The sequence below is a fragment of the Vibrio sp. 10N.261.51.F12 genome (genome assembly GCF_041471725.1).
In the GTDB taxonomy this organism is placed as follows: Bacteria; Pseudomonadota; Gammaproteobacteria; order Enterobacterales; family Vibrionaceae; genus Vibrio.
Genome location: NZ_JBFROV010000036.1, coordinates 1 through 23,556, shown reverse-complemented (window position 1 = coordinate 23,556; position 23,556 = coordinate 1). Strand labels below are relative to the sequence as shown.

Annotated in this window: 17 protein-coding genes and 2 pseudogenes; 15 read left to right on the top strand and 4 right to left on the bottom strand. The window is 42.6% G+C overall.

The genetic code is table 11. The features are described from left to right. Positions 1 to 237 precede the first annotated feature (237 nt). The 8 genes from AB4405_RS18370 (at position 238) to AB4405_RS18335 (ending at position 7,979) form a co-directional block, all read left to right on the top strand. Complete coding sequence (locus AB4405_RS18370; RefSeq protein WP_372062253.1) at positions 238 to 669, top strand: Hsp20 family protein; 432 nt, start codon at positions 238 to 240, stop codon at positions 667 to 669. A 250-nt stretch (positions 670 to 919) separates the two neighbouring features. After that, complete coding sequence (gene dnaK / locus AB4405_RS18365) at positions 920 to 2,809, top strand: molecular chaperone DnaK (protein WP_372062252.1); 1,890 nt, start codon at positions 920 to 922, stop codon at positions 2,807 to 2,809. A gap of 136 nt (positions 2,810 to 2,945) precedes the next feature. After that, positions 2,946 to 3,881: a DnaJ C-terminal domain-containing protein gene (locus tag AB4405_RS18360; RefSeq protein ID WP_372062251.1), complete on the top strand. Its 936-nt coding sequence runs from the start codon at positions 2,946 to 2,948 to the stop codon at positions 3,879 to 3,881. 299 nt (positions 3,882 to 4,180) lie between these two features. Then, entirely contained in the window at positions 4,181 to 4,723 is a 543-nt protein-coding gene (locus AB4405_RS18355) for an MAPEG family protein (protein ID WP_372062249.1), read from the top strand. A 200-nt stretch (positions 4,724 to 4,923) separates the two neighbouring features. Then, positions 4,924 to 5,376 carry a DUF302 domain-containing protein gene (locus AB4405_RS18350; protein WP_372062248.1) on the top strand — a complete coding sequence of 151 codons (453 nt, stop codon included), beginning with the start codon at positions 4,924 to 4,926 and terminating at the stop codon, positions 5,374 to 5,376. 303 nt (positions 5,377 to 5,679) lie between these two features. Further along, entirely contained in the window at positions 5,680 to 6,696 is a 1,017-nt protein-coding gene (locus AB4405_RS18345) for a DUF1254 domain-containing protein (protein ID WP_372062247.1), read from the top strand. 534 nt (positions 6,697 to 7,230) lie between these two features. Further along, positions 7,231 to 7,698 carry a transposase gene (locus tag AB4405_RS18340; protein ID WP_372062246.1) on the top strand — a complete coding sequence of 156 codons (468 nt, stop codon included), beginning with the start codon at positions 7,231 to 7,233 and terminating at the stop codon, positions 7,696 to 7,698. Beyond that, complete coding sequence (locus tag AB4405_RS18335; protein ID WP_372062244.1) at positions 7,641 to 7,979, top strand: transposase; 339 nt, start codon at positions 7,641 to 7,643, stop codon at positions 7,977 to 7,979. The genes AB4405_RS18340 and AB4405_RS18335 overlap by 58 nt, the downstream gene beginning before the upstream one ends. Before the next feature lie 86 nt (positions 7,980 to 8,065). On the opposite strand, the pseudogene AB4405_RS18330 reads toward AB4405_RS18335, so the two are convergent. After that, a pseudogene (locus tag AB4405_RS18330) lies at positions 8,066 to 8,184 on the bottom strand (IS5/IS1182 family transposase); the annotation flags it as partial. Between the two features lie 584 nt (positions 8,185 to 8,768). Here AB4405_RS18330 and AB4405_RS18325 point away from each other — a divergent pair. Further along, positions 8,769 to 11,144, top strand: a complete 2,376-nt coding sequence (locus AB4405_RS18325; protein ID WP_372062242.1) for a carbohydrate-binding protein — start codon at positions 8,769 to 8,771, stop codon at positions 11,142 to 11,144. Between the two features lie 101 nt (positions 11,145 to 11,245). Here the strand turns inward: AB4405_RS18325 and AB4405_RS18320 are convergent. Beyond that, positions 11,246 to 11,335 (bottom strand): annotated as a pseudogene (locus AB4405_RS18320) (IS5/IS1182 family transposase); the annotation flags it as partial. A 225-nt stretch (positions 11,336 to 11,560) separates the two neighbouring features. On the opposite strand from AB4405_RS18320, the gene AB4405_RS18315 reads away from it, so the two are divergent. After that, entirely contained in the window at positions 11,561 to 12,520 is a 960-nt protein-coding gene (locus tag AB4405_RS18315; RefSeq protein WP_372062241.1) for a transposase, read from the top strand. A 1,018-nt stretch (positions 12,521 to 13,538) separates the two neighbouring features. Beyond that, positions 13,539 to 14,006: an Sbal_3080 family lipoprotein gene (locus tag AB4405_RS18310; RefSeq protein ID WP_372062240.1), complete on the top strand. Its 468-nt coding sequence runs from the start codon at positions 13,539 to 13,541 to the stop codon at positions 14,004 to 14,006. 234 nt (positions 14,007 to 14,240) lie between these two features. On the opposite strand, the gene AB4405_RS18305 is transcribed toward AB4405_RS18310, so the two are convergent. Then, entirely contained in the window at positions 14,241 to 15,329 is a 1,089-nt protein-coding gene (locus AB4405_RS18305) for a LacI family DNA-binding transcriptional regulator (protein ID WP_102532444.1), read from the bottom strand. 306 nt (positions 15,330 to 15,635) lie between these two features. Between AB4405_RS18305 and AB4405_RS18300 the strand changes: the two genes are divergently transcribed. The 4 genes from AB4405_RS18300 (at position 15,636) to AB4405_RS18285 (ending at position 21,574) form a co-directional block, all read left to right on the top strand. After that, positions 15,636 to 16,805, top strand: coding sequence for a hypothetical protein (locus AB4405_RS18300; protein WP_372062239.1), 1,170 nt, complete (start codon positions 15,636 to 15,638; stop codon positions 16,803 to 16,805). Positions 16,806 to 16,836: 31 nt separating this feature from the next. Then, the gene (gene dctP / locus AB4405_RS18295) at positions 16,837 to 17,820 is read left to right on the top strand and encodes a TRAP transporter substrate-binding protein DctP (RefSeq protein WP_102532446.1); all 984 of its coding nucleotides are present in this window, start codon (positions 16,837 to 16,839) and stop codon (positions 17,818 to 17,820) included. Between the two features lie 76 nt (positions 17,821 to 17,896). After that, positions 17,897 to 19,819: a TRAP transporter large permease subunit gene (locus tag AB4405_RS18290; protein WP_372062238.1), complete on the top strand. Its 1,923-nt coding sequence runs from the start codon at positions 17,897 to 17,899 to the stop codon at positions 19,817 to 19,819. 12 nt (positions 19,820 to 19,831) lie between these two features. Continuing rightward, a complete protein-coding gene (locus AB4405_RS18285; RefSeq protein ID WP_372062237.1) occupies positions 19,832 to 21,574 on the top strand; it encodes a DUF2264 domain-containing protein in 1,743 nt (580 codons plus the stop codon). A gap of 178 nt (positions 21,575 to 21,752) precedes the next feature. Here the strand turns inward: AB4405_RS18285 and AB4405_RS18280 are convergent, their stop codons facing one another. Further along, on the bottom strand, positions 21,753 to 23,267 hold the full coding sequence (locus tag AB4405_RS18280; RefSeq protein ID WP_372062235.1) for a PTS transporter subunit EIIC: 1,515 nt from the start codon (positions 23,265 to 23,267) through the stop codon (positions 21,753 to 21,755). Between the last annotated feature and the right edge of the window lie 289 nt (positions 23,268 to 23,556).

Here is a 23,556-nt window from a genome sequence, read left to right as displayed (position 1 = left end):
GAAGCATATATTGATTACACGAACTGCCAAACGGAGTTCATTTACGACAATGTTCGCCTCTTGTAGGGAACAAATAGTCGTGGTGCGAAATGACCATTCTGAAGAACCAGAAATGTGACTTTCGTTTTTTAACTGGTAAACCGTATGTCCAACGATGCCTATTCGGCTAGGAGTATGTGTTTGCTCTCTTTGCTTTAAAAGCATTGAGAACTATTGCTTAACTTAAAGGATAGTATTATGCGTAATGTAGATTTATCTCCCCTATACCGTCATGCCATTGGTTTTGATCGTTTGTTTAATCTCGCTGAGAGCAATACAAACAAAAACACCTCGAATGGATACCCACCCTATAACATCGAGCAGAAAGACGAACACAACTATCGAATCACGATGGCTGTGGCCGGATTTTCAGAAGATAAGCTGAGCCTTACTCAAAACGAAAATATGTTGATTGTGTCTGGTGAAATAAAACCAGCCGACACTAAACCGAACTATGTCTATCAAGGCATCGCTGAGCGTAACTTCGAGCGCAAGTTTCAGCTTGCTGACTATATGAAAGTATCAGCGGCCAGTATGGAAAACGGCTTACTTCATGTTGATTTAGTCCGTGAAGTACCGGAAGCCATGCAGCCTAGAAGTATTGCGATTAGCCAGTCCGGCGCGCAATAAGTCACCCTGGACAAGCAAGGTACAACGCGTTTTTTGTTATAAATAGGAATTATTTCACAATTACATTTGAATTCATCAAGTGCAATCCTTACCTATTAAGTAACGGAAACGCAGTCATCAGATTTTTATTAACTTTTCTGAGTAATGATGCAGCGATTGAAATACTTCACGCTGCATCTAGGGAAATTTTCATCAAATTTAACAGGTTTTGCATTATAAAAATTAATGCGAAATCGAAAAGGGTATTATTATGAGTAGAATTATTGGTATTGACTTAGGTACAACAAACTCTTGTGTTGCGGTTTTAGACGGCGACAAACCACGTATCATCGAAAACGCGGAAGGCGAGCGTACAACCGCATCGGTTGTTGCCTATACCGACGGCGAAACATTAGTTGGCCAGCCAGCAAAACGTCAAGCGGTCACAAACCCAGAAAATACGCTATTTGCCATCAAGCGTCTTATCGGTCGTCGTTTTGAAGACAAAGAAGTTCAGCGTGATATCGAAATCATGCCTTATAAAATTATTGAGGCAGATAACGGTGATGCATGGGTAGAAGCGAAAGGCCAAAAAATGGCCGCGCCTCAAGTCTCGGCTGAAATCTTGAAAAAAATGAAGAAAACCGCAGAAGACTTCCTTGGTGAAGAAGTGACAGGCGCCGTCATTACGGTTCCGGCTTACTTTAACGATGCACAGCGTCAAGCAACCAAAGATGCTGGTCGTATTGCTGGTCTAGAAGTTAAACGTATCATCAATGAACCTACCGCCGCGGCTTTGGCATACGGTTTGGATAAAAAAGGCGGCGATCGCACTGTCGCGGTGTATGACCTTGGTGGTGGTACATTCGATATCTCAATCATCGAAATCGATGAAGTAGAAGGTGAACAAACCTTTGAAGTATTGGCAACGAACGGTGACACACACCTAGGTGGTGAAGACTTTGATAACCGTTTGATCAACTATTTGGTTGATGAGTTCAAGAAAGAACAAGGTATCGATCTTAAGAACGATCCGCTTGCGATGCAACGTGTGAAAGAAGCGGCTGAGAAAGCAAAAATTGAGCTTTCGTCTACTTCTCAAACGGATGTGAACCTACCGTATGTAACGGCAGATGCAACCGGTCCTAAGCACATGAACGTGAAAGTGACGCGTGCAAAACTAGAATCTCTAGTGGAAGATCTAGTACAACGCTCGATTGAACCACTTAAAGTGGCACTCGCTGATGCGGATCTATCAGTCAGCGACATCAACGACGTTATTCTAGTGGGTGGCCAAACGCGTATGCCGATGGTTCAAGCTAAGGTCACTGAGTTCTTCGGCAAACAACCACGTAAAGACGTGAACCCAGATGAAGCAGTTGCGATGGGGGCGGCGGTTCAAGGTGGCGTACTTGCAGGTGATGTGAAAGACGTATTGCTTCTTGATGTGACGCCACTGTCTCTTGGTATCGAAACCATGGGCGGCGTAATGACGAAGCTGGTTGAGAAGAACACAACGATTCCAACAAAAGCGAATCAGGTTTTCTCTACGGCTGAAGACAACCAAAATGCTGTGACGATTCATGTCGTGCAAGGTGAGCGTAAGCAAGCGATGCACAACAAGTCACTGGGTCAGTTTAACCTAGAAGGCATTCAAGCAGCGGCGCGTGGTATTCCACAAATTGAAGTGACTTTCGATATCGATGCGAATGGTATCTTGAACGTGTCGGCAAAAGACAAGTCGACAGGTAAAGAGCAGAAAATCACCATTCAAGCGTCTGGTGGCCTGAGCGATGCAGATATCGAGAAAATGGTTCAAGAAGCGGAAGCGAACAAAGAAGCGGACAAAAAGTTCGAAGAGTTAGCAACGGCACGTAACCAAGCAGATCAATTGATTCACGGTACACGTAAACAATTGCAAGATGCGGGTGAAGCTTTGGCTGCAGAAGATAAAACGATGATTGAAGCGGCAATCACTGAGGTTGAAGAAGCAAGCAAAGGTGATGACAAAGAAGCCATCGATACGAAAGCTCAGGCGCTAATGGCGGCGGCTCAAAAACTGACGGAACAGGCGCAAGCTGAACCGAATGATGCGAAAGCAGACGCTAAGTCGAATGCCGACGAAGACGTTGTTGAAGCAGATTTCGAAGAAGTGAAATAACGCCCAAGCCCAGCAATAAACTCACGGGTTTACTGTTGGGCATGTTTCATAAGTACACCACTTATTAGTCATTAGGGCGTATGGGTTACTCATACGCTCTTTTTTTATCTTGAACAAAATTAAGTGAGGAGCTGACATGTCCAAACGAGATTATTACACCGTATTAGGTGTCTCAAAGACGTCCTCAGAAAAAGCAATCAAAAAGGCTTATAAAAAGCTGGCGATGAAATACCATCCGGATAAAAACCCGGACGATGCAACAGCAGAAGAAAAATTCAAAGAAGTTAAAGAAGCGTACGAAATTCTAACGGACAAAGAAAAGCGCCAAGAATATGATCAATTTGGTCATGCTGCCTTTGAACAAGGAGGACACCGTCAACAAGAGTCTCACTCACACCACGCTGGTTTCAATGGCGGCGGTTTTGGTGGCGGCGGGGGCTTTGACGATATTTTCAGCGGCGCTTTTAGGCAACAAGGGCAATCGTTCCATTCGTCCCAAGGATTCGGTGGTTTTGAGGATATATTCTCACAAGGCCGCGGTGGTCCGGCTCGCCCACGCAAAGGGCAAGACAGTGAGTTTACACTGACCGTAGACTTTGTGGATGCCGTGCAAGGTGCGGAAAAAGTGGTTGAGATTCCTATCCAAGGCGAGCAGAAAAAAATCAACGTGAAGATCCCCGCGGGCATCAAGGATGGAGAGAAACTAAGGTTTTCAGGTAAAGGCGGTATTGGCATCAATGGCGGACCCGCCGGCGATCTCTTTATTGCGATTAACACCCGTCCTCACGCTTATCTGCAACGTGATGGCGATAACCTCAGTCGCACCACGAATATCGACATGGTAACGGCGGCATTGGGTGGGGACGCAGAAGTACAAGTATTAGACAGCCGCTTTAAACTTAAGATTCCAGCTGGGACTCAGACTGGCCGCAAGTTTAAAATGACAGGCAAAGGTGTGACGAATCGCAAAGGGGTTACCGGGGATCTACTCGTGACTATCCAAGTGGATACGCCCACTGACTTAACTGAGCAGCAGCGAGATTTATTGCAACAGTTCAGCGCCACACTTTAAATCTATTGTTTGGTTAAGAGGTATGGACACCTTTTTTGACAATCGTGTCTTGGTTGAGCGTTTGCTTCCTATTAGTGAGTACTGCCGTATTTTATTGTATTTATTATCATTATTTAAACGTCATTTGTTTTTATGCTCCATCCCTTCGAAGAGTTAACGTGAAATCGTTGACTCTTTTTTGATCCTTGCGCAGAAACTGTAGACACACCTCACATGCATGCTCATTCGTGTTGAGAGACTTAGCTTGTACGGCTTTAATTATGATTAGGCCTTAATGAAAGCCGCTCTATATTGAGGACATGATGGCGTTATCAACTAAGCAAAAAGGCGTTTTTAAGGGCATGGCAGCAGCAATGTTGGTGTCGGTCATTGTGATTTTTATGGCGATGATAGATGATCCACTTAACTACTCTCAGGTAAATCAACCACAAGAAAGATTGTCGATTTTAGCGGGCGCGTTGATATTGCCGATCTTACTTCTTATTGTTTCCATTGGCCGCCTGGCAAAATTTCGTTTTCTTAGCCCAGAAGACATCGATGGGAGTGGGCTGACTTCCGGCTCTGAAGAAGCCAAGGTACTGCAAAGCCTGCTTCAAAATACATTAGAACAACTCGTTATTGCGGGCGGGGTCTATACAGTGTGGTGTTTGTTAATGCCTGCGTCGTGGTTATCTGTTGTACCGCTATGTTCAATACTATTTGCCATCGGGCGTGTGTTCTTTTTCCTCGGTTATCGTCACGGCGCGCCTGCAAGGTCGTTTGGTTTTGCACTCACGTTTTATTCAACGGCGGTAATGTTCTTCGTGATGGTGACCTATCAATTAATAGTCAGCATGAACTAGGGGCAAGAACTAAACCTAAATAATTAACTCACTCAGTGCGGCGTGACCGCAATGGTGATCTTGACGGGTAAAAGACGTGCCAGTTTGTGGCATATTTCTCGTTTTATTCGACAAAATACGGCTAAAGTTTGGGCAGTAATCAGTGCATCAAGTACGCTTTACGATGGACACGAAACGAACTTAACCAGAGAGGGACGACAATGAAAAAACAAATCACACTGGGTATCGCTTTACTGGCCGCGTCATTCTCGGCGGCTGCGGTAGAGGGGTTGATGACATATGAAAGCCCTTATTCAGTTAAGGAAACCGCGGACCGTTTTGAGAATATTGCGGCAAGTAAAGGACTGACATTATTTGCCCGGATCGATCATCAAAAAAATGCCAGCAAGGTCGACCTAGAGCTAAGACCAACGGAAGTCATTATTTTTGGCAACCCCAAAGTGGGCACACCTTTGATGCAATGTGCGCAGACTGTTGCCATCGATCTACCTCAAAAAATTATGGTCAGTGAAGATGCCGACAACAAAGTGTGGCTGTCTTACAACGATCCTAACTACCTGAAAAAACGCCATAACATTACGGGTTGTGATGAGGTTATTAACAAAATATCAGGGGTGTTGAGCAACCTATCTAAGGCTACGATTGCCAACTAAGGGTTCATGATACCGAACCTGTAATGCTGCTTGTTAAAGCGATGACCAATAAGTTGATGTAAGTAGTGAATGTGGATGCTTCTCGTCGTATAGTTAATTCACGATATGTGTTACGCGCATATCATGAATAACTAAGAGTCATTTGAAAACATATCACTAGCGCACTAAATTTGGACATGTCGCGGCGAGTTAGACTGCTAATTATCGTTGATGCGGCAAGACAGAATCAACATACGCCAGGTATCTGAAGGACTCGTCTCATTGGCTAGCTGTTGAAACCCTAAATAAGCACGGTGAGAGACTATGACGACTATAAAACTGACAACATTATCCCTGATGGTAAGCACGCTATTCGTTGGCTCCACTTTCGCCAATGAAACAATGACAACCCTTGAGGTCACTCAAGACAATTTTACACATGCTGAAACGGCTCGGAATTATCGCAATTGGGCGAGTCAGGGTGCAACCGAACAGTTTGTCATCATGCAAGGGCTACCTCCGCGCGGCAAAGCGGCCCCAACCGTTCAAATGAATGACGACACCTTGTACGGCGTTGCCATTGTCAAAGCGACCAACGGCAACGTGACGTTTGATATTCCAAAGACCAACAATTATATGGCCGTGCAAGTGGTCACAGAACGCGGTCATGGCCAGCATTATGTCGTGGAAGATGGTCAATATAGCTTGCCTGTCGAATCTGATTACGCATTCGTGATTTATCGTTCAGGCACAGAAAACGGCATTGATAATGCGGTTAAACAGTTAGATAAAGTTAACGTCGATGAATTCAACTTCGCGACAGATTACCAGACTCAACCTTATAACTATGATGACGTTGAAGCATGGGTAAAAAAATACACGGCAGAAGTGAACAGCATGGAAAGGTTTACTTATACCTTCCCACGTACATCAGACAAAGTGACGGACCTACATCAGTGGAACTTGGAAAACGCAGCAGGGTGGGGTGGCGCTAGCCCAGAAGCTTTCGTCGGTAATCAATACGCCAATAGCCCAAAAATGAAAGCCACGGTTTGTTACACAGCAACGTTTAACGACCCTGAAAATAAGTTCTTCACCTCAATCACCGCCTATGACAGCGACAAATATTTGATAGAAGGCGCAAAGAACGTCAATTCTAATTCATGGGATAAGAACAGTGATGGCACGATCACCGTATCGTTTAACTGTGGCGGCAATGCCCAAAATAATATTGATACACAAGGTCATGACTTTACCTTCACCACTCGCCACTATGGCGTGAACCCAAGAGTCATGGAATCTTCTAACGACCCGATTATTGCCGCAATCAAAGCGCAATAACCCAACTTTTTCACAGTGAATGCTTAGGAATCAATAGTTTCAAGGCATTCACTGCACAGGAGCTAGCCAAGCAATCGTCATCGCCTTGAAAAAGGAGGCCTACTAAAGCGTGTGACTCTTATTAATATTCGACAGAAATCTGTTTCGAAAAGTCGCTATTCTTAGTTTCCATCGACACCCACACCACACCTCAAAACAAACCGTCGTCTCCTTGAAAAAGACGATCTTCCAAAGCGCGTCACTCTCATCAATACTCTACAGAAGCCCACTTCGAAAAGACTTCGTTTTTAGCTTCCATCGACACCCACACCACACCTCAAAACTACCGTCATCTCCTTGAAAAAGGAGATCTTCTAAAGCGAGTGACTCTCACTAACATTCTGGTTGAAATGTGACTAGAAAAAGCGTCATAGGTTTAAATGAAATCGTTGAATGCACCTCGTGATTAATTCCTAATAGAGTTAGTTCTAATGGCAGGAGGCCTTGCTGCCTAAATCAATTGAACCTTTTCCAAGTCTTGCGATCTGATCTTCTATGATGGTTAGAAATGGTGGTGACATGGGTAAAGCGAACAAGAAGATAACTAACTGGACGGAGTACAACAAGGCTCTGTGCAAACGTTGTTCGGTTTCGTTCTGGAGAGATGACTCAGCCATAGATGCATGGGAATGCAAAACCCATCATGGTAAGCGTGGCAGAGACTTCCAGTACTCAGATACCGCGTTTGAAACTGCCTTGATGATTAAGGGCAGTTTTTCTTTGCCATTACGTGCACTTCAAGGATTTATCGACTGGATCTTCGATCTATTTGATGTTCTGCTGACATTACCTACATTAGTAAACGCTCGAAGACGATTCAGGTTAAATATCGTAATAAATCTAGAGGGGGCGATACGTCATATCGCCATTGACTCGACTGGCCTAAAAGTCTTTGGTGAGGGTGAATGGAAAGTGAAAAAGCATGGTGCAGAAAACGCAGAACATGGCGCAAAATACACTTAGCTGTTGATACTCATGAAGCCATTAGTGCGGAAGTCAGCCTTGTTAATGTTGGCGATAGTGAAGTTCTATCTACGTTGCTCAACCCACTATGCAGAAAGGTTACCACCGTCTCTGCCGATGGAGCATATGACACCAAAAATTGCCACGAGACTTTGGAAAAGAAAGGTTGTATCCCGTTGATAGCGCTACGAAAGAATGCAGCACTTTGGGAAGATGGCCACCCCAGAAACGGAGCAGTAATAGCTCTGAAAAATGGGACAATTACGGAGTGGAAAGCCTAATCTGGTTATCACGATGGCTTTGTTGCACAATTCAGTTTAGAGACAAAGTTGCCACGTTAATATCGAGTCGATAAATCGACGTGACCTTGCGCCCAGTCACTTATCGCCTCTTCATCAATCCAAAACAAAAGGTAAAAGAACCACGGTTAATAAGTGATAGGTTGTATTTCTTCCAGTTGGTTGTTTTGGTACGAGACTTAAGCATGAGACTACAAGGGATCATGAATGTAGCTGATCAGGTCGTAGGCTATAGATTTAGTTCCATTGAATTACGCAACAAAGTCTACCAATATTGATCTTGATCCACAATTACTCGACTAACAGAATTAACGCTCGATGAACATATAATTATAATTTTATATTCCTGTACCGGACTTCATTATTTATAGAGATTACTAATTCCACAATAAGCATCCCCCCAAAATCTAGTATTATCATTTATGTATGTAAAATCCCACAAGAAAAAACCATACAACTATTATGTAAATAGGGTGTTTGCGATTTTCAACATAGCTTAAGTAACAAAAGATTAAACTTAACCAATAAAAACCTAATCTGACAAGCTATCTAGATCAAAAAAATAATTTTACATATTTATTCTAATGCACTTAATTGTGTAATAAATGCCACCTAATTTCGATAAATTGGTTGTCCAGATCACATAAAGTCACCTACATATTGATTAATTGGTTGTCCAGATCTCATAACTTTGGATCAGATTAGTTGGGATTGTTCAACATGTATAAGCTTGTGGAGGTATACACACATATTATCTACTAGGAAATTGTAATGAAATGTAATCGCGCTCATTATTCATTGCTGGCAATTAGCATTGGACTGGCTACTCTTTCACTGGCTCCGTTATACGTTAACGCGAGTACTACTGTTGATGTTAACTTAGATGTTAAGCATGAGGTTGGAGGGGTCAGTAAATTCGATCGAGAAAAATTCATGGTTTTGCATTCCGCTAATATTGAATCTGATTGGAACGGAGAGGACGAAAAAAAAGAATATCTATTAAACCAACTAGATACTTACTTTGCACGTGAAACAGGAGCAATGAAATATCAATTAAATCAGATAGGTGAAGACCCAGCGCGTGATGGTTATGCCCATCCTTATGGTATGACTGCTGCAGGACAAGTTGTAATCAATAGCTATAAAAACTCGTTGGATAATCGTAATTGGCGTAACTACGAAGATCGAGATATGGGATTGATCACAGCGGCCCAAGATGTACCATTTTACCCAGGCTCTGGTAAAACGAATAAAGGGTGGGAGTTTACTCCATTGGTTCCATTTGGCCATTCTACTGGTGAATTTATGGGTAGATTTCTCAGAGATTACTTTGGTACAGGATCCGATACTGGTCGACCAATACCAAAGTATTTAGAATTGATGAATGAACCTGTTTGGCCTCTAGTAGATATGGGTTATCATGGCGGCGGAACAATTGAAGATATTTTTAATTATCACGTATCTGCTGCAAATGAAGTCAAAAAATTTAATCCAGATATAAAAGTTGGTGGATTTACAACCGCATTTCCTGAATTAGAGAAAAATAACTTTTCGCAATGGGATGAGCGTTGGAAGTATTTTATTGACCTAACGGGTAATGATATGGATTTTTACTCCCTTCACTTATATGATTTACCGGCATTTCAGGGTGGAGAACATTACCGTACAGGGGCTAATATTGAAGCAACCTTAGATATGATCGAAGGTTATAGTCGTAAAGTAAACAAAGAACGTCCATTTTTAATTTCTGAATACGGGGCGCAAGTTCATAATTTAAAAGGAACACCATACAACCCTTATCGAGACTGGTTAAATATTGCTGCATTTAACTCAATGTTGATGCAGTTTCTAGAAAGACCAGACAAAATTATAAAAGCTGTTCCTTTCGGTCCGCTAAAAGCAGAATGGGGACGTACTGGAGAAAACACTCCTTATACATCACGGATGATGCGACAAGAAAACGAACCTGACAGTGCTACGGGTAATTGGGTTTGGACTGATTACATCAAGTTTTATGAACTTTGGAAAGATGTAAATGGTACCAGAATAGATACCAAGCAAAATAACATCAATATACAAGCAGATGCCTACGCAGAAGGTGATAAACTTTACCTTATTCTAAATAACTTAAGTAAATCTACGGAAGTTATTAACCTTAATCTAATGGGTAATACTTCTGTGAACATCGAATCTGTTACAGGAAATCACTTATATCTTGGTAATGGAGATAAACCTGTGATGAAGTCAATTGGCATTGAAAAATCTCGAAAACCTAATGTGACGTTGAATCCTGAATCAACCATGATCATAGTATATGATTTTAACTCAAAGTTATCTCAAAACTATTCCTCAATAGAAAATAAATATTATTCAACAAAGTTTAAGCAAAATATTGTTGCTGATACGACATATACATATAACATTAAAGATGTTTCATTAACTAATGATGGTGAGGCAGTACTGCGTTTAGGTATTGGACGTGCACTTAACCTGGACAGAAATCCAACGGTTTCGATCAATGGCAATGCCTTAACAATTAACTCTAGTTATCGTGGGAGTGATCAGGCTGATAAAAATAGCTTTTTTGGTTTGCTAGAGATTCCTGTTCCATATGATTTTGTTGAAAAATCTAACACAATACGAGTTAGCTTCCCAGATGAAGGAGGATATGTGAGCAGTGTCGCTTTACAGGTTTTCAATTTTGATAGAACGATTAATCGTTCATTTGATGAAGTTAATCCGCCAAGTGAAAGCAATATTGTGGTTGAAGCCGAAAACTTTTCGAACACTGGAACAATGACGGGTACGGATGCCGGTGGCCATGACGGTGTGAATGCCACGGCAACAGGTATAAATTGGGTAAATGGGCAAGACTGGGTGTCTTACAAGAATATCAATATTCCTGTCTCTGGGTATTACAAAGTCAATTATTATGTAGCAACTCCAAATTCAGATCGAGTTATTAAGTTCTTCGTTGATGGAGCCTACAAAACTACCTCAACGATACCTAATACAGGTTCGTGGTCAAAGTATTCGCAGATGCAAAGTGAGGAAATATTTTTGACAGCTGGTTCTCACAACTTTATGTTGTCTGCAGGAGAGCAAGAGTACCAGTGGAATTTGGAAAAATTTGAGATTCTTAATTGAGGCGGAAGACTCATAAAAACCTGAAGAGTTAATCGTTCATGGAAAAACATAATTCTATGTTACTTATTAGGGCGTGTTGATCTTTGCTGTACATTTCATGTTCAGTAATACATCGGTAGCAACATTAACATGAATGCCAGCGATAACATGCTGGCATAATTCCTTTCTAGCTTATCATATCTATACCCAATCAACTTGAAGATGCTGGCTTGAGTACCTGAAATGTATCATTTATTTGAGACGTCAAAGAGCCTACGATCTCTAAGGAGACTAAAAGAAGGAGACTAAAAAGAGACTAAAAGGACACACACCAAAAGTATGAAATTAGTTTGATTTTGTCCAATTCGCCGACTCACCAACAACCCCATTAAAAGAGAACTGCTAAGTTATTTAAAACCTTCATAGCGGACCTCATTTTGACAACAGCCAGAAAACAGCTTATTTCCGTGGATGCGACTTCGTATTACCACTGCGTCTCACGTTGTGTGAGGCGCAGTTTTTTGTGCGGCGATGACCCGCTCACCAACACGAGCTACGAACATCGAAGAGAGTGGATAGAGCGAAAAATTCACGCTCTGACGGAGGTATACTGCATCGATGTTTGCGCCTACGCCATCATGAGTAATCACTATCACCTGGTGCTTCATATCAATAAAGACAAAGCGTTAGCATTGTCACTGCATGAAGTGGTCGAGCATTGGGGGCGTGAGCATAAATTACCCGTACTCATAGAGCGTTGGCAAAATAAGCAACTCACGAACCAAGCTGAGGAAGACAAGTGTCTTGAACTCATTGACGTATGGCGAGAAAGGCTGTGGAGCTTAAGTTGGTTCATGAAAGAGCTAAATTACGACATAGCGTGTAGGGCGAATCGAGAAGATAACTGTACAGGACACTTTTGGGAAAGCCGCTTCAAAAGCCAAGCGTTGCTTGATGAAAAAGCCCTTGCCGCCGCAATGGCGTATGTCGACTTGAATCCCATTCGATCAGGCATTGCCACAACCCCTGAAACATCGGAGTTTACCTCGATAAAAGCCAGAATCGATGCGCTGGGTAAAAATTTAGCAACAGCCCCATGTTTACACCCTTTTATCGGTAATCCAACGAATGAAATGCTAGATGGTATTCCGTTTCGGCTCATCGACTACATTGAGTTAGTAGACTGGACTGCACGTCTATTTCGGGAAGACAAAGCCAGTATGGATGCTAATCAACCCGCTATTTTGACGCGTTTAAATTTCAATCAGAAGAGTTGGCTAACGGTATGCACTGCATTAGAAAAAACACGTTCAACAGCGGTTGGGTGTCACGTTCATACAGTTCAAGCTAAGGCTGCCTTAAGAAAGAGAAGGATGCACATCTATCAACTAGAGTAAGCACCACTTTCCCCGCCGCTCCTACCCATAGGCCAGTGAAAATTCTGGATATTGTCGTTCGCCCAATGCCTAAACGTAAGTAACGTCCCTTAAGAAACTAGACAACTTCACCAAAATAGATTGAAGAAAGCAAAAGTATGCAGTTAATTGCTACTTTGAATACGGGAGTGCTTTTGATTTCTTTTTTAGGTGTGTGTCCTTTATAAGATTACTATCATTAGTCCCAGGTCTACGATGAGATCCGCGCCAGATTGTCCTCAAAAATGTGAAAGCATACTAGTTGCTGTTCTGGACATCAGGTCTTCAATCTTGTGAGGATTAAAAGGACACACACCAAGAAGAGTTGGCTAACGGTATGTACCGCGTTAGAAAAAACACGTTCGACAGCGGTTGGGTGTCACGTTCATATAGTCCAAGCTAAGGCTGCCTTAAAAAAGAGAAGGGTGCACATCTATCAACTAGAGTAAGCAGCACTTTCCCCGCTGCTTCGACCCATGGGCCAGTGAAAATGCTGGATACTGTCTTTCGCCCCATGCCTAAACGTAAGTAAACGCGTCTTAAGAAACTAGACAACTTCACCAAAAATAGATTGAAGAAAGCAAAAGTATGCAGTTAATTGCTACTTTGAATACGGGAGTGCTTTAGATTTCTTTTTAGGTGTGTGTCCTTTCTAAGATTCTTGACTTTGAATACGGGAGTGCTTTAGATTTTTTTTTAGGTGTGTGTCCTTTCTAAGATTACTAGCATCCAAGGGAGGATAAGAGCGTCAAATAGAAGTGTTTATATCATTTGCTATATGGAGCTAATTAACACGATGCGATGAACGTAAGATTCTAAGGTTACAAGTTGAATATTATTTGGGAGCAATATCACTTTATTGGTTTTGTATTTTCTCTAGACTAATCATCCGATAATGGAAAAAGTGGAAGCGTAGTTTATGAAATATAACCTAATTGATGTTGTTAATGTTGCTTCAAAATTCCATTTTAAATTATAGAATTATTAAAAGAGACATAATATGTATAAGAAACTAATTATCCTTAGTCTACCCGTCCTTTTAGCTGCTTGTGCAGCGCCCAAATACACTGCGGAAGTTATCCCGGAAGATAACCAGAGTAAAGACATTACGATTGTGAAAGATGATGCAACACGGGAAATTTTCTTAGAGTCGATGCAAGAATGGTGTTTGGATACCGCCCATAAATGTACGGTTGTAAGTGATGGGACTCCACCTGAGAGCTCAGAACTTACGCTGACTTATGTATCGCGTTGGAGTTGGGATTTTAGGACGTTTGTCGCAGATGCCAAAATTAAAGCATATAAAAATAGTGCGAAAGTTGGTGAGGTAGAGTTCAAGGCACCGAATAGTGCTAATTCAGATAAGTGGGGTGATGACAGTAAACGTATCATCGCAATGATGGATTTATTATTTGGGAAGCAGACGTTAAGTGAAGCTCAATCCAAAATTAAAGCGGGTGAAATGTAGCACCATAATTAGCGCTTCAATTGGATTCCTCCCGTCCCCCTGAATATATGCACTTAACATTTATCTTTGATATTTATGACGGTTATCAGGCTTTGTAATTAATGGTGTAGAGGTTGTTTAACTGCTCATTAATTGATGGCGTCATTATTCAATCGCAAGGTGTGTTCTTCTCAAAATAAGGTACGGCCATTACTACCATGACTGAAGAGCGGCCCTACCTTCGAGATGAGCTATTTAAAGGTTCCTTACTGAATTTCGTTCAATCATTTCGAAAACAACCGAAGATCGTGTCGCTACTTTATTTGGGGAGCTAATCGCGGTAATTAATTTATAAATCGCCGATTGAGCAATTCGGTTGTAATCCGTTGTCATGGTGGTGAGGGGCGGTGATGATATGGCGCTCACGCTTAAATTATCGAAGCCAATCACTGAAATGTCTTCAGGTACGCGTTTACCTATGTGCGACAAAGCCTCTAGTAATGAGAGTGCCACCATGTCACATAAGCATAAAACCGCCGTACAATCATCAAAACGATTTTCAGCCATGATGAGCGGCAGAATTTCCTGCGCACCAAAGTCTCCCATAGGATTACGAATTAAGTCTTTACCCTTGAGGCCCCGAAGGGGTTCGGCTCTGTCGGCATAATCGACAAAGTCAATCACGGCTTGTTTAGGGTCATGCTCTATTCCTGCCATGCTGAGGGCTCTCAAAAACCCATCCGTTCGTTGATAGGTTGAATGCCGGTCGTTCGCGGTGATGAACTTTATTTTTCGATGACCTTTTGACAGTAAGTACTCTGTCGCCATAAAGGCACCAAATTCATAATCTGGAGAAATACTCGGAGTCCGCATTTTGGGGTCAACACCATTGATTATTACCGCTGGAATCGACTTATTCTGAGTCATTTCAATCAAATCTTGATTGGGATTGCCAAGGATTAGAATAGATTGAGCATCACACAACTTGTTTTTTAGCGATTGACTATTTTTGGTCGGATTTAACACCGACATTTCTAAACTGATAGAAAGTTTATCTGCTTCCACTTTAAGTTGGTTGAGAAGTGTTCCATAGAAGGTGTGAGGTGCAAATGCGGAATCGTCACAAAATACCGTTATTTTGTTAAATGTCATCGGAATTTCTAGCGAGGATCGGCGCTTAACATATCCGACTTCGCTGATGATTGCTTCGACTCTCCGTGCGACATCATTTTTGACCAAATCGCTGCCATTTAAAACCCTAGACACGGTTGCCTTTGACACGCCTGCAAGCGATGCAATCTGTTCCACAGTCGGCTTTTTTTGTGTTTTTTCTGCTGAATTCAAAAAGATTTCCTACTCAACGTGACCTCAGTTAATCAACAACCCACTGATAATCATGCGTTGTGATTCGACGCCCCCAGTTTTAAATCATCTGACAGATAATTTCAAGTGTTTGCATGAATTTAATGAAACGTTTCATTTTTATGGTTCTTTTCATTTCATGAGGATTATCACAGAAAATCCTTTAAATTTGGGCGATTGTATTTATGTCACCAAGTGACGGAACCGAATTTTAAAATATTTTTAGCACGATCACATAAATTTATGAAAAGTTTCAGTTACACCCCATTTCGTTAGTGAGGCATATCAATGGACCAAACATTAGAGTTAATAAAACAGGACATTATCGCCAGTATTGAGCGCAACGTTTCAATGATTGGTATTCGTAATCCTATGGTGGGTGCAGGTGCAGAGGACTTCACTTGGTTATATCCAGAAGAGTATTTTTGGACAGATTCATTTTGGACGGGTCAGCTTTGGCTAGCTTACTTGTTTACTGGTAAGCAAGAGCTCAAGAACAATGCTCGTATGCGCAATGCCCATTTTGAGAGCATATTGAATAACCCTCTATGGCTTAACCATGATCTTGGCTTTGAGTTTAGCCTTTCGGCAGTTGCGGATTACAAACTGACTGGTGATCTGAATGCTAGGCAGTTGGCATTACGCGCTGCAGAGGCACTAAGACACCGATATAACTGGAACGGAAACTACTTAGTTGCATGGACGGCTGGGGCAGAAGATAAAGCGCATGCTGAAAGTGTTCAGGGAAAAATTATTATCGACTGTATGCAAAATTTAGCGTTGCTGATGTGGGCATACCAAGAAACCAATGTTGAATCGTTTAAACAAGTGGCGATTGGCCAAGCAGAAACGTCTATGAAATATTTGGTTAGGGATGACTACAGTACCTACCATACCTTCGATTTTGACACGAGTACCAACAAACCTATTAGAGGTTGTACCCATCAGGGGTTCGCTGATGAATCATGCTGGAGCCGTGGGCAAGCATGGGCGATTCACGGATTTGCTCAGATGGCGATTATGACGGGTGATGACCGTTACGCTGAAGAAAGTGTCAAGTTAACCGAATACATGCTGAGTAAAATCACTCCGGATATGGTGCCTGAGTGGGACTACCTTCTCCCAGAAGGTGAAATCCGATACAAGGATACCTCAGCTGGTTCTATTACTTCTGCAGGTTTGTTCATTTTGTCTGAGTACTTCTTAAAGCAAAACAAACCAGAACAAGCTGAACAATATCGCTCTTTAGGCCTAAAAATGCTTCTGGCATTAAGAGAAAACTACGACCAAACCCACACTGATTCAGCACAAGGATTACTGTCTAATGCTGCATCTCATATCCCCAATGCTAAAGCCAAGGACCTAGATTATCTTGCCAACGCGATGCTGCCCTATGGCGATTATTATTATTTTGAAGCTGTAGCGCGCGCATTGGGACACAACAAACTGTTTTGGTAGAGCCAAATAACGTGAACGAAAGGTGAATACAATGAAAGGATTGACAACCAAACTTGCACTTTTAGGAACAGCATTAGCCTTGTCATTAGGAAGTGTACAGGCAAAAACCTATAAGTTTGCCACCAACATACCGAGTGAAGATGCTGCTGGTACCTTACTAACGGAAATGGGCAGTAATATCAAGGAACGTACCGATGGGCGGGTTAACCTCCGTTTCTTTTGGAATGGCACTCTTGGCGGGCAAGCCCAATATCTACAACAGATCCAAAGTGGTGTGATTGACATGGGGTTAGTAAATAGTGCGACGTTAGAAAACCTCTCACCAGAAATTACTAGTATCAATCTACCTTACATTTTCCGTAGCCTAGATGAGTACGAACAAACCATGCTTGACCCAGTAGTGAGCAAACAGATCTACGATTCGGTCGCCGACAAAAATATTCATGCTATGGGTTTTTTGAGTAATGGTTTCCGCAGTATGTATACCACTCGCCCTGTTGCCACGCTAGAAGATTTAGAAGGGTTGAAACTTAGAACCTCACCGAGTGACACGTATATGAAGCTCATTCGGGCATTGGGCGGCGTTCCGACACCAATGGATTTTGGAGAGGTTTATCCCGCACTGCAACAAGGCATTATTGATGGCGCGGAAGGCGGATTAGCGGGGCTATGGGAGGTTAAGTTTGGCGAAGTTGCAAAGTACGCTATCCGCACTGAGCATACTCGTCTTACCGACTTTTTAGTGACAAGTGAACGTTTTCGCAAAGGGCTTTCTGAGGAAGACCTGAAGGTTGTGCAGGAAGAAATGCTGAACACGACACAAAAATCTTTTGCTGCAGTTGCAGAGCAAATTGAGAGATCCGAGGCGCTCGCCGCTTCTGAACTCAATGTAGAGTATATCGAAATCGACAAAGCACCGTTGATTAGCCGAATGCAACCTATGTACGATGAAACGCTTTCCGATCCTGTTAAAGCGCCATTACTAGAAACTATCTTTACCATTCAAGAGCGCTAAATCTTGATAGCGGTGCTGTGTAAACAGCGCCGCCTTTGCGCCTGAATTGATGGCGTTTGGCTTCAAGGAGAGGTTTATGACCCCGTTAGAACTAGAAACCCCTAGAACAACTCCCAACCTAACAGATTCGTTTATGAGTACTTTAGAGGCGACGCTTAAGTATTTTTTAATCTGTCTACTCACTGTAATGAGTGTGCTTATTATCTATCAAGTTACGGCTCGCTATGTTTTTAGTTCGCCTAGTGCAATGTCTGAAGAGCTTTTGCGCTTTCTGTTAATTTGGCTCGGCATACTGGGAGCTGCGCTCTGTTTTATCAAATCCACGCACCTCAATTTACCCTTGATTCTTGACAAGGTTACGCCCGAAACTCGTAATAAAATGGAGTTGTTCAATCGTTTTATCTATGTCCTTCTGGGATTAATTATGGTTTGGGGTGGCTATGTTGCCGCCGCAAAAAATTGGAATCTAATGACACCGACCATGCAACTGCCTTTAGGAGCGGTTCAGTCGGTGCTAGTGATCAGCGGTGCTTTGATAGCCTTCAGCCAGATTGTCGCCCTCATTAAAAGCCTTAAACAAGACCCTAAACTGATATCTATTATTTTGTTCTATGCGGTTGGAACGGCCGCTTTGGTGTGGGGTTACAATGAACTAAAGCAACTGGACAGCTTTGATGATTTTCTCTATTCCAATATGGAGATGATTTCTTTCTTTGCATTGTTTGTGTCGTTTATCTTTTTTTTGCTAATGGGGACATCCATCGCCGTAGGCTTAGCGTTTTCAGGCATCCTAACGCTGTCCCTGCAGATTGATTTTGTTAATCTACTAGGAACGAGCAGCGAAAAGTTATTCAGTGGTTTAGACAGCTTTGGCTTCTTAGCTTTGCCGTTTTTTATCTTGGCAGGCAATATCATGAACCAAGGGGGGATTGCTAAGCGATTGATTGTATTTGCAATGCTTATCGGTAAGCGAATTCCTGGTAGCTTATGGCAAACGAACATCGTCGCTAATATGATGTTTGGATCCTTGTCTGGTTCGGCGATTGCTGCTTCGACGGCTATTGGCGGTATCGTCACGCCTATGGCTAAAGAGAAAAATTATGATATGCCATTCTCTACGGCAGTGAATGCCTCATCTTCTATTGCTGGAATGCTTATTCCGCCTGCTGGTGCCTTTATTGTTTACTCGATGATAACGGGGGGCAGTGCATCGATCGCCGCTTTGTTTTTAGCCGGTTACATTCCAGGGATTATTGTTGGACTCAGCGTTATGCTGGTTGCCTATCGTTATGCAAAAAAACACAACTATCCTGTTGATTCTACGCACTATCCATTAAGTGAAGTGGCTGCAATTACTTGGCGTGCAGTGCCAAGTATGTTCCTAATCGTTGTCGTTATTGGCGGTATTATCGGCGGTATGTTTACGGCTATTGAAGCGTCTGGTATCGCTGTAATCTACAGCTTGTTACTTGCGCTTTGTTATCGGAGCTTAACGTGGCAGAGTTTAATGAAGACTCTGTATGATTCCGCGATTAGCTCGGCCGTTATCTTGTTCTTAATTGCTTGCTCTGGGTTAATGAGTTGGTCAATGACCTTTGCCAGTATTCCAGACACAGTAGGAGAAATGCTGGTCGCGGTGAGTGACAACAAATACATAATCTTGTTTGTCATTAACCTCACATTGCTGTTTGTCGGGGTGTTCATGGATATGGCGCCAGCGCAGCTTATATTTACGCCTATCTTGTATCCCGTTGTTACTGCGATGGGCGTTGACCCGGTGCATTTTGGCGTCATCATGATTTATAACCTTTCCATGGGAATTGTCACGCCACCAGTCGGAACGGTGTTGTTTGTATCCTGCGGTATAACTGGAGAGAAAATAACCAATGTAATCAAGCCATTACTGCCGATTTTTTTAGTGCAGTTTATTGGGTTACTTTTAGTCACCTATTTCCCTGTCATTAGCTTAGCGTTACCACGTATGTTTGGATTGATGTAAGGAACATTATTGATGAAACAAGTGTTTTTTTCTGAGAACCCTCTGCAGTCCAAGCAAGATTACCAAAAGTTGGTGTGTGATTTATTTGAACCTCTTATTCCTTTTTATCAACAACAAGGTGCTCGGATCGATTTTGAGGAAGGTGGCGCTTGCTTCGATATGGTAGCGAGTTCGGTAGAGGGGGTTGCTCGCCCTCTGTGGGGCCTGATTCCCCTTGAGTTAGGAGGCGGTAAATTTCAACACTGGCCCTTAGTTCGGGAGCTTATTGTAAAGGGCACCGACCCAAACTCTGATCAATACTGGGGGGAACTCGGTGACATAGACCAACGTAGTGTTGAAATGGCACCCATTGCCATGTGGTTAACGCTATTACCGGAAATATCTTGGGATCCATTAACAGAGCAACAACAAACTAATTTGGTTCATTGGCTGGCCAGTATTCAAGACCACCCAACATCGCAAAACAATTGGTTGTTTTTCACTATTTTTGTTCAGCAAGGGTTACGAAGTGTCGGTAGAGAGGCACTCGTTGATGAGCAGCTGGAAGAGCAATGCTTGCAACGTATTCGAGATTGGTATCTTGGGGATGGCTGGTATGGCGATGGTGATATCGAAACCATTGATCAATACTGCGGATATGCCATGCATTACTACGGGTTGATCTACTCTCAACTTTATCCAAATGCTAACCCAGAGTTCGCAGGCATTTTTAAAACCAACGCTGATACGTTTAGCTACCCGTTTCGATACTGGTTTTCAGAAGAAGGGGATTCATTGGTTCAAGGTCGTTCACTGACCTATCGATTTGCCAGTGCTGGATTTTGGGGAGCGTATGCATTGTGCGAGCAAACTGAGCTGTCTAAGGGTGAGATAAAGGGGCTTTGGGCGAGACAAATTCGTCGGTGGCAAACAAAACCGATTTTCACTCAAACTGGTGTGCTTACTCGTGGTTATGATTACCCAAACACCACTATGTGTGAGGTATACAACTCTCCAACCTCACCTTACTGGGCAATGAAGGCATTTATCCCTTTGTTGTTACCTGATGAAAACGAATTCTGGCAATGCAAAGAAGAGTCGATGTCACCACTTGACGCCGTCGCTTCTATGCCAGCGAACAAAACCATTGTCCAGCGAGTAGATGGCCACAGTATTGTTCATTATGGCGCGAATGTTCACCCGGGATTTCAGCTTGATAAATACAACAAGTTTGCTTACTCCACGTTTGGTGGCTTGGATGTTAATGCTCTGCTTTATTCAGAAAAGCTCAGTTTTGGCGACAATATATTGGCAATGAGTTTCGACCAAGGCGCTAATTGGCAAATGCGCCAGAAGAATCTCTCAGTGGCGATAGATGGGCATACAATGACTATCGTGTGGCAATCCGGGTTGCAAGTTGTCACGACTAAGATTGAAGTGTTGGAGAATGGGCAATGTATTCGAAGCCATGAATTAGAAAGTGACAGAGAAGTATGGGTGGTAGAGTCAGGCTTTACCGTCGATACTTGGTATCAAGAGCCTCGGATATTGGCTCACATCGGGAGTGACTCGCCAATTGAGGAGGCGCTAGTCTCGATTAATGGTGGCAATGGTACGTCAGAAGTAGCAAGCCGTGACGGACATAAAAAAACAGCTCATCTCGCAACGAGAGTCCATAGTGATGTGTGTTTTGCAAGAAGTATGGTTCCTTTCTTACTGTCGAAACATAGTGGTGGAAAAATGGCACTTTCAAGTAGGTTTGGGTTTCAGAAATAGCTGGGTTCATCCTTTTTCAGGTGTTAAGGCCCCATCATTTCGTTATCTAAAGGACAACTAGGTTAGAACCTCGTATTCACGAGGACGCCGACTTGATTTTTATCTCGATAATAAAAAACGCCAAAGTGCTCATAGAGAACGTTGGCGTTAATTAAACCGAGATTTTTAATTCACGACTTTAATTCATCGCTTTTTTAGCTGCTTCCTTTTCTTCCTCTGTTCGGTAATCAAACATAAGAATTAGGACTATTGGAACAATAAAGGCAACCGCAATGGCTAACGCATAAACCCACATTGGACTAAATACAGGAATCGTAAATAGTGATGTGAAAGCAAATGCTTTGGTTTTTACTCCACCATAGCTTGCGCCTAGCGTTGCGATCACTAACCCGCCAGCAACACAGCCTGGAAGCAAACGTGAGTACATTTTCTTAAAGCGTAAATGGATACCGTAAAGTGACGGCTCAGAGATACCACCAAACAGACCCGCAGCCAATGCACCAACCGATGTTTGACGCATGTATGTATCTTTCTCACGCATCGCAATCAGAAGCACCCCTGCTGTGGCACCGAAACAGGCAAAGTTCCATACACCCATTGGGCCTTGAATGAAGTCATAACCAAGCGTTTGTATGTTGACCAGCATTAGCGCGTTCAGCGGCCAGTGTAGACCCAATGGAACGAGGAATGGGTATAACAGTGGGATCAACAGAGCAAATACGAAGGGTGCATTGGTGTTTAACCATGCCAAGCCATTACCAAGCCCCGTCCCTAACCAAACGCCTAGTGGGCCTAAGAAGAAAGCCGTTATAGGGATCATGATGATCAGAGAGAAGAATGGCACGAAGACCATATGAACATTCTCAGGGAAGATTTTCTTAAGCGTCCGGTAAACCAGCGCCAAGACTGGCACCATGATTAACGGCACAAATACTTGCCCAGAGTAGTCATTTAACTGCATGGCGAAGCCAAACACGTTCGCAATGTGACTCGTGGTGCCTAGCACAGCATTGTGAATGGTTTCTGTTGATGCCAATGACGAGAGGTTTTGAAACTCAGGTGTCATCAGTGCGCCCATAATCGCCGCACCTAACCAAGGTTCGACTTTCAACTTTTTAGAGGCGTTGTAAGCGATCATGATTGGCAAGAAGTAGAAGACGGTATGCCACATCGTGTCGACAAATTGCCAACTTGCGGATTTTTCGCCACGGAAGTTCACGATGTGCAATGCATCCAAAACAGCAAGTGCAGCAATAACGAGTGAGGCGCCGAGTAGCACACCTAGGAAAGGACGGAAAGAATCAGAAAGATACTCGAAAAAGCTGTCGACCCATTCTTTTTTACCTCGAACGCCCCCAGAGCGCAGCGACGTTTTAAGGTCAGCATTAGTTTCCGTGCTTTCTTCTTTCGGATCGGCGACGTCAGGTGTGTCACCTCGCATAGCCGGTAACGCTTTAATTTGCTCTAGCATGGTTTGCACTGAACCACCGATAACGATTTGATAACGGTCGCCACTTTGAGGTACGGCCCCCATCACTTCAGGAATCGCATCCAATGCTGCTTTGTCTGCTTTAGAGCCATCGTGTAGCTCGAATCGTAAGCGCGTCGCACAACAAGTAATAAACTTGATATTGCTTGCACCGCCAATGCCCTCCAGTATTTTCTCTGGAGCAGAGAGGTTGTTCTTAGACATACTGTTATCTCTACAATTGATAAACAAAGCTGAATTAATTGCCAACTTTATTTAGTTAGACAGAAAGAAATTGATAAAAGTATATATAACTCTATATAAGTAAGTAATAGATCAGCAGCGTTATAAATGGAGAGTAATATTGCAAACATGAAATGAGTAATAATATTATAAGGTTAGGTGTTTGTGTATAAGTTACTTCATCTTAAATAGAGTGTTTAAGATGAAGTGATATATTGATGATAAAATTAATCAAATAATTTAAATTAATATAAAATTAATAATATAAGGT

What these genes read in the sequence shown, in the direction of transcription:
- AB4405_RS18370 (WP_372062253.1), top strand. Translation starts at nt 238, where the DNA reads ATGCGTAATGTAGATTTATCTCCCCTATACCGTCATGCCATTGGTTTT.
- dnaK (WP_372062252.1), top strand. Translation starts at nt 920, where the DNA reads ATGAGTAGAATTATTGGTATTGACTTAGGTACAACAAACTCTTGTGTT.
- AB4405_RS18360 (WP_372062251.1), top strand. Translation starts at nt 2,946, where the DNA reads ATGTCCAAACGAGATTATTACACCGTATTAGGTGTCTCAAAGACGTCC.
- AB4405_RS18355 (WP_372062249.1), top strand. Translation starts at nt 4,181, where the DNA reads ATGATGGCGTTATCAACTAAGCAAAAAGGCGTTTTTAAGGGCATGGCA.
- AB4405_RS18350 (WP_372062248.1), top strand. Translation starts at nt 4,924, where the DNA reads ATGAAAAAACAAATCACACTGGGTATCGCTTTACTGGCCGCGTCATTC.
- AB4405_RS18345 (WP_372062247.1), top strand. Translation starts at nt 5,680, where the DNA reads ATGACGACTATAAAACTGACAACATTATCCCTGATGGTAAGCACGCTA.
- AB4405_RS18340 (WP_372062246.1), top strand. Translation starts at nt 7,231, where the DNA reads ATGATGGTTAGAAATGGTGGTGACATGGGTAAAGCGAACAAGAAGATA.
- AB4405_RS18335 (WP_372062244.1), top strand. Translation starts at nt 7,641, where the DNA reads ATGGAAAGTGAAAAAGCATGGTGCAGAAAACGCAGAACATGGCGCAAA.
- AB4405_RS18325 (WP_372062242.1), top strand. Translation starts at nt 8,769, where the DNA reads ATGAAATGTAATCGCGCTCATTATTCATTGCTGGCAATTAGCATTGGA.
- AB4405_RS18310 (WP_372062240.1), top strand. Translation starts at nt 13,539, where the DNA reads ATGTATAAGAAACTAATTATCCTTAGTCTACCCGTCCTTTTAGCTGCT.
- AB4405_RS18300 (WP_372062239.1), top strand. Translation starts at nt 15,636, where the DNA reads ATGGACCAAACATTAGAGTTAATAAAACAGGACATTATCGCCAGTATT.
- dctP (WP_102532446.1), top strand. Translation starts at nt 16,837, where the DNA reads ATGAAAGGATTGACAACCAAACTTGCACTTTTAGGAACAGCATTAGCC.
- AB4405_RS18290 (WP_372062238.1), top strand. Translation starts at nt 17,897, where the DNA reads ATGACCCCGTTAGAACTAGAAACCCCTAGAACAACTCCCAACCTAACA.
- AB4405_RS18285 (WP_372062237.1), top strand. Translation starts at nt 19,832, where the DNA reads ATGAAACAAGTGTTTTTTTCTGAGAACCCTCTGCAGTCCAAGCAAGAT.
- AB4405_RS18280 (WP_372062235.1), bottom strand. Translation starts at nt 23,267, where the DNA reads ATGTCTAAGAACAACCTCTCTGCTCCAGAGAAAATACTGGAGGGCATT.